The organism is Sphingomonas pseudosanguinis (assembly GCF_014196255.1).
GTDB lineage: Bacteria > Pseudomonadota > Alphaproteobacteria > Sphingomonadales > Sphingomonadaceae > Sphingomonas > Sphingomonas pseudosanguinis.
On sequence record NZ_JACIDH010000009.1, the window covers coordinates 1 to 11,866 of the forward strand.

13 protein-coding genes are annotated in these 11,866 nt (G+C 66.0%); 8 read left to right on the top strand and 5 right to left on the bottom strand.

The window, feature by feature from the left end:
- Positions 1-111 precede the first annotated feature (111 nt).
- Complete coding sequence (locus tag GGR48_RS18385; RefSeq protein ID WP_183951914.1) at positions 112-783, top strand: cupin domain-containing protein; 672 nt, start codon at positions 112-114, stop codon at positions 781-783.
- Between the two features lie 345 nt (positions 784-1,128).
- On the top strand, positions 1,129-1,839 hold the full coding sequence (locus GGR48_RS10735) for a hypothetical protein (RefSeq protein ID WP_240456072.1): 711 nt from the start codon (positions 1,129-1,131) through the stop codon (positions 1,837-1,839).
- 24 nt (positions 1,840-1,863) lie between these two features.
- On the opposite strand, the gene GGR48_RS10740 is transcribed toward GGR48_RS10735, so the two are convergent.
- The gene (locus GGR48_RS10740) at positions 1,864-2,598 is read right to left on the bottom strand and encodes an SDR family NAD(P)-dependent oxidoreductase (RefSeq protein ID WP_183951916.1); all 735 of its coding nucleotides are present in this window, start codon (positions 2,596-2,598) and stop codon (positions 1,864-1,866) included.
- 85 nt (positions 2,599-2,683) lie between these two features.
- Here GGR48_RS10740 and GGR48_RS10745 point away from each other — a divergent pair, with 85 nt between their 5' ends.
- Both GGR48_RS10745 and GGR48_RS10750 read left to right on the top strand, forming a co-directional pair.
- A complete protein-coding gene (locus tag GGR48_RS10745) occupies positions 2,684-3,067 on the top strand; it encodes a winged helix-turn-helix transcriptional regulator (protein ID WP_183951917.1) in 384 nt (127 codons plus the stop codon).
- Positions 3,068-3,161: 94 nt separating this feature from the next.
- Positions 3,162-5,609 carry an alpha/beta hydrolase family protein gene (locus GGR48_RS10750; RefSeq protein WP_183951918.1) on the top strand — a complete coding sequence of 816 codons (2,448 nt, stop codon included), beginning with the start codon at positions 3,162-3,164 and terminating at the stop codon, positions 5,607-5,609.
- 51 nt (positions 5,610-5,660) lie between these two features.
- Here the strand turns inward: GGR48_RS10750 and GGR48_RS10755 are convergent, their stop codons facing one another.
- Positions 5,661-5,996, bottom strand: a complete 336-nt coding sequence (locus GGR48_RS10755) for a hypothetical protein (protein WP_183951919.1) — start codon at positions 5,994-5,996, stop codon at positions 5,661-5,663.
- Between the two features lie 108 nt (positions 5,997-6,104).
- Here GGR48_RS10755 and GGR48_RS10760 point away from each other — a divergent pair, with 108 nt between their 5' ends.
- Positions 6,105-6,464 (top strand): hypothetical protein, encoded by a 360-nt coding sequence (locus tag GGR48_RS10760; RefSeq protein WP_183951920.1) that lies wholly within the window; start codon positions 6,105-6,107, stop codon positions 6,462-6,464.
- Between the two features lie 102 nt (positions 6,465-6,566).
- On the opposite strand, the gene GGR48_RS10765 is transcribed toward GGR48_RS10760, so the two are convergent.
- Entirely contained in the window at positions 6,567-7,469 is a 903-nt protein-coding gene (locus GGR48_RS10765) for an NAD(P)/FAD-dependent oxidoreductase (protein WP_183951921.1), read from the bottom strand.
- Between the two features lie 98 nt (positions 7,470-7,567).
- On the opposite strand from GGR48_RS10765, the gene GGR48_RS10770 reads away from it, so the two are divergent.
- Entirely contained in the window at positions 7,568-8,047 is a 480-nt protein-coding gene (locus GGR48_RS10770) for an RrF2 family transcriptional regulator (RefSeq protein ID WP_183952009.1), read from the top strand.
- Between the two features lie 23 nt (positions 8,048-8,070).
- On the opposite strand, the gene GGR48_RS10775 is transcribed toward GGR48_RS10770, so the two are convergent.
- The gene (locus GGR48_RS10775) at positions 8,071-8,643 is read right to left on the bottom strand and encodes a glutathione S-transferase family protein (RefSeq protein WP_183951922.1); all 573 of its coding nucleotides are present in this window, start codon (positions 8,641-8,643) and stop codon (positions 8,071-8,073) included.
- Positions 8,644-8,734: 91 nt separating this feature from the next.
- Here GGR48_RS10775 and GGR48_RS10780 point away from each other — a divergent pair, with 91 nt between their 5' ends.
- Positions 8,735-9,439: a helix-turn-helix transcriptional regulator gene (locus GGR48_RS10780; RefSeq protein WP_206362498.1), complete on the top strand. Its 705-nt coding sequence runs from the start codon at positions 8,735-8,737 to the stop codon at positions 9,437-9,439.
- A gap of 86 nt (positions 9,440-9,525) precedes the next feature.
- On the opposite strand, the gene GGR48_RS10785 is transcribed toward GGR48_RS10780, so the two are convergent.
- Positions 9,526-10,881 (bottom strand): PKD domain-containing protein, encoded by a 1,356-nt coding sequence (locus GGR48_RS10785; protein WP_342354551.1) that lies wholly within the window; start codon positions 10,879-10,881, stop codon positions 9,526-9,528.
- A gap of 410 nt (positions 10,882-11,291) precedes the next feature.
- On the opposite strand from GGR48_RS10785, the gene GGR48_RS10790 reads away from it, so the two are divergent.
- Positions 11,292-11,855 (top strand): phosphoribosyltransferase, encoded by a 564-nt coding sequence (locus GGR48_RS10790; RefSeq protein WP_183951925.1) that lies wholly within the window; start codon positions 11,292-11,294, stop codon positions 11,853-11,855.
- The last annotated feature ends 11 nt before the right edge of the window (positions 11,856-11,866 follow it).

Genomic DNA, 11,866 nt, shown 5'->3' on the forward strand with positions numbered 1-11,866 from the left:
CGCCAAGCGAACAGCCTAGACCAACGGGATGAGGGGTCCCTTTTCCACGCCGATCACCCCGCTACCGGGGTCCCTTTTCCACGCCGATCCACAGCGCAAGGCCAGGCCACCGTGCCGGGCAATCTGACGTCGACCTGCCGCCAGCTCTACGACAATGTCGCGAGCGAGATGTTCCGGCTCGACACGCCCGACTTTCCCGAATTCGCCCAGGCGATCAAGGAGAGCATCGCCGATCCGAATGGCTGGTGCCACGGGACGCTGGCGCGCAAGGCGGAGGAGTTCGGCGCGCCCGATCCCGACAAAACCTATCTGCGCATCACGCTCGGGCAGAATCAGGGCGATTCACCCGGCGTGCCCTTCGTCATGGAGATCTGGCCGGTCGGCCATTACTCGCCCATCCACAATCATGGCGGCGCGGAGGCGGTGATCAAGGTGCTGCACGGCGAGATCAATGTTGATCTCTACCGTATGCTATCGCCCTATCATCAGGCCCCCTTCGCGACCGCCGTCTTCGAGAAGGACGATGTCGCATGGATCTCGTCACGCCTCAATCAGGTCCACAAGCTGATCAATCGCGGGACTGACGAGCCGTGCATTACCATCCAATGCTATCTTTATGCCGAGACCAACGAAGTCCACTGGCCCTATTTCGATTATCTCGCCAAGGCGAAGATCGCCAATTTCGATCCCAATTCCGACGACGACTATGTGTCGTTCAAGGCGCGAATGAAGGACGAATGGCAGCGTCGCCATTCCGGGGGAGGCGCGTCGCAACCAGGCTGACCCGCCTGATTTGGGATGAGATGAAAAGGGCCGGCGATTGCCACGCGGTTCGGCCGGCTCGATTCGCTATCGCTGACCTCGCTCCTGGCGACCTTGGTGCTACTAATCCGCCGCCAATCCGGCGCAGCGCTGGTGATGGTCGCGATCGTGACGCGGACCCGCCCATGGTATCAATGCGGCGTTGCGCCAAGGCTCGCCCCGCGAAACGGTGAAGCGTGACATTACAAAGCCATACCGTGTCGACCCCGGCCCCTCCGGCCCGGCCTCATTCATTCCGCATATTGGTGGTTTTGATAGACGGAGCCGCGCTTGGTCCATCGGTTACGAGGAAAGACATTGACGGATATGATCCGGTCGGCCGCCATCGGGATGGTCTTCGCGATGCTCGTCGGCGTGGCGCAGCCCGCATCGGCGCAATTCTACCTGGAGCATTACGATCATGCCGCCGTGCTCTCCCCCGACAAGCTGCCCGAGGCGGTCGAGCCGCTGCCCGGCGCGACCGATGGCGAGAATGACGCGGCGCTGATCTGGACGATGCGCGCCGCGCTCAACGTCGCGGCGCTGCAATGCCAGTTCGAGCCGACGCTGCTGACCGACACCAATTACAACGCGATGCTGACCGATCATGTCGAGGAACTGGCGGCGGCCTGGACGCTGCTCGGCATGTATTTCGCGCGCGTCAGCCCGACGCCCCGCGAGGGAGAGGCCGCGCTCGATCGCTATGGGACGCGGCTCTATTCCCGCTTTTCGACGGTGCGGGCGCAATATGAATTCTGTCGCGTCGCCGGCTCGATCGGGCAGGAAATCCTCTTCTCGCCGCGCGCCCAGCTCGCGGTGGTGGCGGGCGCGCGGATGAACGAGTTGCGCAGCAGCCTGATCTATCGCGGCGAACAGCGTTTCGACATGCGCCAGAAGCGCGAAACCGTCACGCTCCCCCGGCTGGACGCAGCATGCTGGGACCGAAGGGCGCGCTGGCGGGACCGGGTCTGCGGACCGGACCCCTGGGCCGTGCCCGGGACAGCGGGCGACGACAAGGCGGCGACGTCCGCCAGCTGACATGAGGCCAGCTGGCGGCGTTCCTCAGATCTGCGCCAGCCCCCCATCGGTGAACAGCTCGCTGCCCGTCATGAAGCTGCTGTCCGACGATGCCAGGAAAGCGGCCGCCGCGGCGACTTCGGACGGGTCGCCGATATGCCCGATCGGGGTCGTCGCCCCCATTGCGATCATCGCATCATGGCCGACGACCTCGGCGGCCAGTTCGGTGAGCGTTGGCCCCGGCGACAGGACGTTGACGCGGATGCCCGTACCCCGCAAATCCTGTGCCCAGCTGCGCGCCAGGTTGCGCACCGCCGCCTTGGACGCGCTATAGACGCTGAACGCGGGCGTCCCCATGACGCCGGTGGTCGAGCCGGTGAGGATGATCGAGCCCCCTGCCGCCATCAGTTTCAGCCCCTTCTGCACGGTGAAGATCGTGCCCTTCACATTGACGTCGAACGTGTCGTCGACATGCTCGGGCGTGATCTCCGCCAGCGGCATCAGCGCGCCGGTGCCGGCATTGGCGAACAGGATGTCGAGCGAGCCGCGCTCCTGCCGCACCGTGTCGAACAGCCGGTCCAGATCCGCCGCCTCGGTCACCGATCCCGCGACCGCGCGCACATTGCCGCCCAACATCGCGACCGCCGCCTCCAGCTTGTCCGCGCGCCGTCCAAACAAATAGACGAACGCCCCTTCCGCCACGAACCGCCGGGCGGTCGCCAACCCGATGCCGGTGCCACCGCCGGTGATAATCGCGGTCCTGCCTTCCAATCGTGTCATATGTGCCTCCATTCATAGGGTTGCACATAGCTGGTTCCACGCATACCTAGAGGCAAGTATACACCTTTTTGTAAGTACCCGAAAAATGTCCGATGCCGCCATTCTCGACACCCCCGCTTTCACCTGCGGGCTCGACGCCACGCTCAAGGTCATCTCGGGCAAGTGGAAGCCGTTGATCCTCTATTTCCTGCTGCGCGGACCGACCCGCTACGGCGAACTCAAGCGCGCTGTGCGCGATGTCAGCGACAAGGTCCTGATCCAGCAGCTCAAGGAGCTGGAGGCGGACGGCGTGTTGACCCGTAACGACTATCGCGAGGTCCCGCCGCGCGTCGATTATACGCTGACCGAAATGGGCCAGAGCCTGGCGCGCGCGCTGGAGCCGTTATGCGCCTGGGGCACCGAGAATATGGCCGAGATGCAGGCGCTGTTCGCCGCGCGTGACGGCTGGGGGCGGGGCAAGCGCGGATAGGTTGCCGCGTGGCCGACCGGTCGATGCCAAAAGCCGCTGGTCGGTGCGGTCGGGCCGTGGCACATGAACGGTCCGTCATCACAAGGGGTTATGAATGCGCACCGGTGCCTGCCTGATCGCTCTCCTGCTTGCCTCCACCGCGACCGCGCAAACGCCCGGCACCGCCTATCACCGTGCGCCCGACGCGATCGCCAAAGCCCTCGAAACCCCACCGACCCCGGCCGTCGGCGTCAGCCCCGATCACCGCACGCTCGCCATTTTCGGCCGCGAGAATCTGCCGACGATCGCCAATCTGTCGAAGCCGATCCTGCGGCTGGGCGGATACCGGATCGACCCTGCGACCAACGGCCAGGCCGAGGTGCGCGTCCAGTGGCTGAACGCCTTGAGCTTCAAGGACATCGCCAGCGGCCGGACGATCGCGGTGCAGCTGCCCGCCGGCCTGCGCTTCGCCGCACCCGACTGGTCACCCGACGGCGGCCGGGTCGCCTTCTACGCGCAGGATGCCGATGGCCTGTCGCTCTGGGTCTCCGAGCGTGACGGCCGCGCGCGCGTCGTCGCCCATGGGCTGAACGGCGCGTTCGGCACGCCCTTCGTCTGGATGCCGGACAGCCGGTCGCTGGTCGCCTATACCGTCCCCGCCGGTCGGGGCGCGCGCCCCGCCCAGGCCGCGACCCCGACCGGGCCGATCGTGCAGGAAAGCAGCGGTCGCACCTCAGCCGCACGCACCTATGAGGATCTGCTCGGCGATGCACATGACGAGGCGCTGTTCGATCATTATTTCACCGGCCAGCTCGTCCGCATCGGCCTCGACGACGGTGCGACCCGACCGATCGGCACGCCGGGCCTGATCAGCGGGTTCAGCGTTTCGCCCGATGGCCGCTATCTGCTGACCGAGCGGTTGAAGCGCCCCTATTCCTATCTGCTGCCCGCACGCTTCTTCCCGACCGAGATCGCGGTCTCGACCATCGACGGGCAACCGGTCAGGACGTTGGTCGACCGCCCGCTCGCCGACGACCTGCCGGTCGATTTCGATGCGACGGTGAAGGGGCCGCGCGAGGCGGAGTGGCGGTCGGATGCGCCCGCGACCCTCGTCTGGGCCGAGGCACTGGACGGCGGCAACCCGCGCACCAAGATCGCCTTCCGCGACAAGGTGATGATGCAGGCCGCCCCCTTCGACGCCGCCCCCGTCGAACTGGCGCGGACCTCGGCGCGCTATGCGACGACGATGTGGGGGGATGACGGCTTTGCCATGATCGTCGACCGCGAATGGCGCAGCCGTACCGAACACCGGCTGGCAGTCGCGCCCGCGCGGCCGGGAAAGACGCGGATGCTGCTGACCCGCAATTATCAGGATCAATATGGCGATCCGGGCGATCCGATCCTAGAAGAGAATGCCGCCGGCAAGCCGGTGATGCGCTTCACGCCCGCGCATGACGGCGTCTTCGTCTCGGGGGAAGGCGCGAGCAAGACGGGCGCATTTCCGTTTCTGGCCACCATGCCACTCACCGGCGAAACGTCGACACGCCTATGGGCCGCCAAACCGCCTTATTACGAGTCAGTCGTCGCTATGCTCGACGATAGGGGCCAGCGCATCCTGACGCGGCGCGAGAGCGCTACGCTCGCCCCCAATTATGTCATCCGCAGCACCAAGGGCGGCAGCGCGAAGGCGATTACCGCCTTTGCCGACCCCGCCCCCGTCTTCGCGGGCGTCACCCAGCGGACGATCACCTATAGCCGCGCGGACGGCGTGCCGCTGTCGGGTACGCTCTATCTGCCCGCCGGCTATGACGCGAAGCGCGACGGGCCGCTGCCGACCCTGCTCTGGGCCTATCCGGCGGAATATACCGATGCCAAGGTCGCCGGGCAGACGGTCGACCGGGGCAACCGCTTCGTGCGACCGCGCGGTATCAGCCATCTGTTCCTGCTGACCCAGGGCTATGCGATCCTCGACAATCCGGCGATGCCGATCATTGGCGAGGGTGGCGCGGAGGCGAACGACACATACGTCAAACAGCTGCGCGAGGATGCGCAGGCCGCGGTCGATGCGGTGGTGAAGCTGGGCGTCGCCGACCGGACCCGCATCGCGGTCGGCGGACACAGCTACGGCGCGTTCATGACCGCCAATCTGCTGGCGCATACCGACCTGTTCCGCGCCGGTATCGCGCGGTCTGGCGCGTACAACCGCACGCTGACACCGTTCGGTTTCCAAGCCGAACAGCGCACCTATTGGCAGGCGACGCCGACCTATACCGAGATGAGCCCCTTCACCTATGCCGACCGGATCAAGGCGCCCATCCTGCTGATCCATGGCGGTGCCGACGATAATAGCGGCACTTTCCCGATCCAGTCGGAGCGTATGTACGCCGCGCTGAAGGGCAATGGCGCGACCGTCCGCTATGTCGTTCTGCCCAACGAGCCGCACGGCTATCGCGCGCTGGAATCGACCGAGGAGACGCTCTGGCAGATGACCGACTGGCTCGACCGCTACGTCAAGCCGAAGCAGCCCGTTCCGACATCACCCGGCACGGTCAGCGCTCGCTGACCGGACCCGGTCGGGGCCTGCCGTCCGGCCCCCGTGACCGGACGGCAGCGCTCAGCGCTGCTTCTTGGTGATCGCGGCGGTGAAGTCGGGGTCCTTCTTCGCCACCCAGTCGACGAATTTGCGGATATTGGGATTATCGAGCAGGCCCGACACGTCCATGCCATGTCGCTGCAACTCGGAATTGGTGAAATTGGCGGTCAGGGTCTGCTGACAGATCGGATGCATCGGCACGACATCGCGGCCGCCGCGACTCATGGGCACGGGATGGTGCCAGACGATGATCTTGCCGGTCGGCCGACCGCATAGCCAGCACGGCACCGGTGCGGCCGGGGCCTCCTCCTCCTGCGGAAGATGATCATAGGGGTCATGTTTCGAACGTCTGGCCATGGCGCAATCTATCTGTCTCTACGGCCCCGGTCTGTAGCAAAGCGACCCGGTGCCGCCTATGGCCGGCGGCCAGCAGCGTTAAATGTCGCGTACCGATCGGGAAACATGATGGCGGATTCGTTGAAACCCTGGGACGCGGCACTCGTCCGCCGATGGCTGGAACGCCGTTACGCGGCATCGCGGCTGGATCAGGCCGCGGCGGACCGCGCCGGCTATGAGGCCCGCGACGATTTCGACAAGGCGGCGGCCGAGGAATGGGCGTGCCGCACGCTGAAGAACGCCGACTGTGTGGATGATCAGGCCGCCTTCGCCGCCCGCCTCAAGGAACTGATCGCGCAAGACGAGTATCCCGCCACCGGCGTGAATGACGATGTCCGGTTCGAACGCCATGTCCGCAGCTATCTGCGCAAGCTCGCCAAGATGACCAAGGCGAATGAGGGCTTCGAGAAGACCCACCGTCATCAATAGGGATGGTGGTGGACCGGCATCCTGACCGATGGTCGGTCACGCGGCGCTGTCGCGATGCGACGCGGCCAGGATAACGGTGCACGTACACCGCCTGCATCACCTTCATGCCGCCCTGGCGCGCACCGACGCCTGATGGGCGCCGATGCCCGCCAGCACGCCGGCCGCCGATGCAAGTGTGGCATTGTGCATCGGCGTCGCGGCATCCCCCGCCGCCCACACGCTGGGCACCGATGTCGCGCCCCAGGAGTCGACCTTGACGTACGGTCCTGTCGGCCCGTCCTCGTGCGCACAGCCCAGCATCGCCGCCAGCGCCGTGGCGGGTCTGGTGCGGGGTGCGGTAAAGACCGCGCCCACCGCGACGACGCGTCCATCCGCCAGGCGGACGCCCTCCAGCATCGGCGCCGCGCCGAGTAATTCGACCACTGGGGTCCGCTCCACGGTGATCCCGCGCGAGGCGAACGCCTCAAGCTCGTCGGGCTCGGGCTCGAACTGGCCTTGGGTGAAATAGGTGGTCGGTCCCCAGTCGGGGATCAGCAACGCCTGATGCGCCGACAGGGGATGCGCCGCGATCACGCCCAGCGGCAGGTCGCGCACCTCATAGCCATGGCAATAGGGGCAATGGAGCACGGACTCGCCCCAGCGCTCGGCCATGCCCGGGATCGCGGGCAGTTCGTCCGAGACGCCCGTTGCCAGGATCAGACGCCGCGCCCGGCGTTCGTCGCCACCCGACAGATCGACGGTAAAGCCTCCGTCCACAGCCTTGGCGCCCACCGCCTCACCGGACAGGATGTCCACCGTAGGATAGCGCAGCAACTGGCGTCGGGCGTCGCGCATGATGATGGCAGGCGTCCGTCCATCCTGCCCCAGAAAGCCATGCGCTTCGTCCGCGAAACGGTTGCGCGGCGCCCCGGCGTCGATGACCAGAACCTTCTGACGCGCACGCGCCAGTTGCATGGCGGCGGACAGGCCCGCGAAACTCCCGCCGATCACGATCACTTCGTACATCCGCTCACCCTTCATATAACAGTGATAGTTACATGATGTCGCACGCTCTCTTTTGCAACATCAAATGTGACGTGATAAGCCGTAGCGTCGGTTGGAGACTGAAAGTGGACGCACGCCTTTCACGAATGCTGCATCTGCTGATCCATATGGGCCGGATGGAGGGCCCCCTGACGTCGGAGGCCGCCGCCACGATGTTGGGGACGAACCCGGTCGTGATCCGCCGAACGATGGCGGGGCTGCGCGATGCGGGCTATGTCCGCTCGGTCAAGGGCCATGGCGGCGGCTGGTCGCTGACGCGCGGGCTCGACGGCATCACGATGCTCGACGTCCACCGCGCGCTGGGCGAGAACCGCATTTTCGCGCTCGGACCGGCCGATCCCGATCCCGTCTGCCTGGTGGAGCGGGCGGTCAACGGCTCGCTCGAGGACGCCTTGCAAGAGGCGGAGGCTCTGCTGCTGCGCCGCCTGGCCGATGTGACCCTGGCCGACATCGCGGCGGACTTCGACCGACGCTTTGCGGCGCTGTCGCCCGAGGATCGGACGGCGCGCGCCCATGCGGGGCAGCTTCCCCCCGGTTGACGGTACCATGGGAGGTGCCCCGATCAGGCCATCCCCGCCTCCACCCGCGCCGTGCAACGGGCGACCCAGTCGCGGATCACCGGTTCGGCGGGCATCATGTCGGCGAACCAGGCGAAGGGCGAGCTGCACAGCATGTCGGCCGCCGAAAACCGGTCGCCGAGCAGCCAGGGGCCGCGCCGCAGCGTCTCGGCGAGCCGCTCGATCATCGTGTCATAGTCGCGCAAGCCGGCGGTGATCGCCGGATGGCTCACCCCGGCCCAGTTCAGGATCAGCAGCGGCTCCATGACGCCCTGATAATAGAATAGCCATGACAGATAGGCGCCACGCGCCGCCTCACCCGGCAGCGGGCCGAGGCCGGCGGAGGGATAGGCGTCGGTCAGATAGAGCATGATCGCACCCCGCTCACGCACCGTATCCGTGCCATCGGTGAGATAGGGCACCTTGCCCTCGGGATGCGGATTGGCCGGATCGCGCTGGCCCGTCCCGTCCTGACGCGGGATGCTGACCTCGCGATAGGTGATGTCCGCCGACAGCATGCGGGCGAGCGCGACGACCGTGTCGGACCGCGATTGGGGAGAATAATATAGCGTGCGCATCGGGATGCTCCTTGCGTGGAATGATGCGGGCACCTTACGAAGGGCCTCCTGACAGTTTCGGGCAGCAGGGATGGCACGATCGGATCGACTGATGCGCTTGCTCGACACGTTGCGGCGCCTGCCGCAACCGGTGACGGCCGCGCGTCTGGCGGCGGAAACCGAGATTTCGACGCGCCAGCTCTACCGCGACATCGCGACGCTGCGCGCAGGCGGCGTGCTGGTCGATGGCACGGCGGGCTATGGCTATACGCTGACCGAGGACCCGACCCTGCCGCCGCAGAGCTTCTCGCGGCTGGAGATCGAGGCGCTGATGCTGGGCGTCGCCAGCCTGGGCGATCTGGGCGATGCCGCGCTGACGATCGCGGGCCGCAACGCGCTCGCCCGTATCGTCGCCACCCTGCCCGACCGGCAGGCGCGGCAAGCGGCGCATGCGACGATGCGGTCCTGGCGACCGACCGAGCCGCGCGCGCCCATCACGATCGCGCTGGACCTGTTGCGCCAGGCTTGCTGGGACGAATTCAGCGTCCGCATCACCTATCGCGACGCGCACGACCGTCGCAGCGAACGCGAGATCCTGCCGCTCGGCATGTCCTACAGCCCCAGGACGCTGATGCTGGTCGCCTGGTGCCTGTTGCGACAGGGCTATCGCACCTTCGAGGTCGCGCGGATCGATACGCTCATGCGCGGCACGACCAGCTTCCGCCCCCGCCGGGTGCAGTTGCTGCGCGATTACGTCGCGCTGCGCGCGGCGGAGTGGAAGATCAAGGACCAGCAGGCGGCGCTGCCGATGCCGTGAGGTGGAAAATGGCCGCGCCGGCGGGCGGCACGGCCAAAAGATAAGGCGGGAAAAATCCCGCCTTATCGAGGTGTTCGTCGCTGCTCTCAGTTCGTCTTGAGCTCGACCGTGTAGGAGAATTTGTCGCCCGTTTCCTTGATCGTGAACTCATAGCGCAGGTTGACGCTCTGCCCCCGGGTGAACCCGGACTCCAGGCTGAAGCCGATCGCCTGACCGCTCGATATGACCGTGCCGTTGCCGATGCCGCGGAACGATGCGGCGACGGGCGAGCCGGTCGTCAGGTTGGTCGCGGTGACATCCTGGATCGTGAAGCGGTCGCCATTGGCCATGATCCTGAACCGGTCGATCGTGACCGTCGTCGGGCAGCTGGTGCCGGCACAGGTCTGCGACGTCTGGATCGAGGCGGAGGTGGTATAGGGCAGCTTCAGCAACTCGTCCCGGCCCAGGCTGTCCACCCGGTACAGCGACAGATTGGGCGCGACCGCCGTGATCGCGACGGTCGTGGGTGCGCTGTCGACGGTGCCGTCGTTGACGATCAGCGTCGCGACATAGGTGCCGGCCACATCGGCGGTGAAGTTGGTAACCGCCTGCGTCTTGGCCGACAGGGACGCATTGCTGCCGGCGGGCTTCGAGGTCAAAGTCCATTCATAGGTCAGCGGATCGCCATTGGCGTCGCTGCTGCCACGTCCGTCCAGCGTGACGCTCGACCGCGTGGGCACGTTCTGGTCCTTGCCCGCATTGGCCACCGGCGCGGCGTTCGCCCGGCTCGACGTGATCGTCACGCTGTCGGCCACGCTCTTCAGCGCGCCGTCGCTGACGATCAGCGACAGGATGTAATTGCCGGCGACGTCAGGCGTAAAGCTCGGATTGACGACGGTGGTCGAGGACAGTGCGGCGGTGCTTCCCGAAGGGCGGGCATCCATCGTCCAGGCATAGGAGAGCGCATCGCCATTGGCATCGCTGCTCGCGCTGCCGTCCAGCGTGACCCGGGCGCCGTTGGTGACCTTCTGGTCGGGGCCGGCATTGGCGACGGGCGCGGCATTGGCAACGGCGGCCGTCACGGTGACGTCGACCGGCGCGCTGTCCACCTTGCCGTCATTGACGATCAGCGTGGCGACATAGGTACCGGCGACATCGGCCGTGAATGTCGGCTTCGCGTCCGTCAGCGACGACAGCACCGCCGCGCTGCCCGATGGCCGCGACTTCAGGACCCATTTATAGGTCAGCGGATCGCCATTGGCATCGACGCTGGCGCTCGCGTCCAGGGTCACCGACGTCTTGGTCAAGACGTTCTGATTGGCGCCCGGATTGGCGACCGGCGCGGTATTGGTCGCCGTGGGCGTGGGTGTGCCCGTCGGCGTGGGTGTCGGGGTCGGTGCGGTCACGACCGGAATGTCCCCGCCACCCCCATTGTCGCCGCCCCCGCAGGCCGCCAGCAGCACGGCCAAGGATATGCTGCCCGACATGGCAAATTGCCGTATTCTTAACATATGTATTTTCCCCCGGTGCGCATAGGCGTTTGAACAACGCCATGCGGACGGGGCCGTATAAGTGCGGTTCTTCCGCATGATAGCCCAGATTAACACCCGGAATGGATCAAAATCCTAGCCCGGGAGATGCTGGCTTTATTCTGCTCGAAGATGACCCCTCGCTTCCCCATCAGCGCATCCGATAAGATATTACGTGTTTCAAGGCTTGCGATGTCATGCGTTATGATAGCCAGTTTCAAACTTGGCCTTCGTGACACCCGCCACCCCGCCCATCACGCCAAGGTTGCGCTCCCGACAGTGCGGGCGCAAAGCGGTCCGTCTCTCCGGGTGCGCGTGGCTGTACGCCCCGCCCCGCAAATGTGATGGACGATGTCGTGACCACCAAAATCTACCTCTCCGCCGACCGCCTGCTGGAGGATTCCTTCCGTCTGGCCAATCTGGTCTTCGACGCCGGTTTTCGCCCGACCCATATCGTCGGCATCTGGCGCGGAGGGGCGCCGGTCGGGATCGCGGTGCAGGAACTGCTCGAATATCGCGGGGTGCATAGCGATCATATCGCCATCCGCACCGCTTCCTATACCGGCATCGACCAGCAGGAGCCGCAGGTGCGCATCTATGGGCTGGGTCATCTGGTCGATGTCCTCAACCCCGAGGATCGGCTGCTGCTGATCGACGATGTCTTCGATTCCGGGCGTTCGATCCGCGCGCTGCTCAAGGAGTTGAAGGCGCGGTGCCGCAACAACATCCCCAACGAGGTGAAGGTCGCGACCGTCTATTACAAGCCGTCGCGCAATGTCACCGACCTGAAGCCCGACTTCTTCGTCCACGAGACGAACGACTGGCTGATCTTCCCGCACGAGATCAACGGGCTGACCGAGGAGGAAATCCGCGCCCACAAGCACGGCGCGGACATCATCCTGCGCTGACCATCGGTGGC

Coding starts and splice junctions, on each gene's coding strand:
- GGR48_RS10735 (WP_240456072.1), top strand. CDS start 1,129: ATGATCCGGTCGGCCGCCATCGGGATGGTCTTCGCGATGCTCGTCGGC.
- GGR48_RS10740 (WP_183951916.1), bottom strand. CDS start 2,598: ATGACACGATTGGAAGGCAGGACCGCGATTATCACCGGCGGTGGCACC.
- GGR48_RS10745 (WP_183951917.1), top strand. CDS start 2,684: ATGTCCGATGCCGCCATTCTCGACACCCCCGCTTTCACCTGCGGGCTC.
- GGR48_RS10750 (WP_183951918.1), top strand. CDS start 3,162: ATGCGCACCGGTGCCTGCCTGATCGCTCTCCTGCTTGCCTCCACCGCG.
- GGR48_RS10755 (WP_183951919.1), bottom strand. CDS start 5,996: ATGGCCAGACGTTCGAAACATGACCCCTATGATCATCTTCCGCAGGAG.
- GGR48_RS10760 (WP_183951920.1), top strand. CDS start 6,105: ATGGCGGATTCGTTGAAACCCTGGGACGCGGCACTCGTCCGCCGATGG.
- GGR48_RS10765 (WP_183951921.1), bottom strand. CDS start 7,469: ATGTACGAAGTGATCGTGATCGGCGGGAGTTTCGCGGGCCTGTCCGCC.
- GGR48_RS10775 (WP_183951922.1), bottom strand. CDS start 8,643: ATGCGCACGCTATATTATTCTCCCCAATCGCGGTCCGACACGGTCGTC.
- GGR48_RS10780 (WP_206362498.1), top strand. CDS start 8,735: ATGCGCTTGCTCGACACGTTGCGGCGCCTGCCGCAACCGGTGACGGCC.
- GGR48_RS10790 (WP_183951925.1), top strand. CDS start 11,292: ATGGACGATGTCGTGACCACCAAAATCTACCTCTCCGCCGACCGCCTG.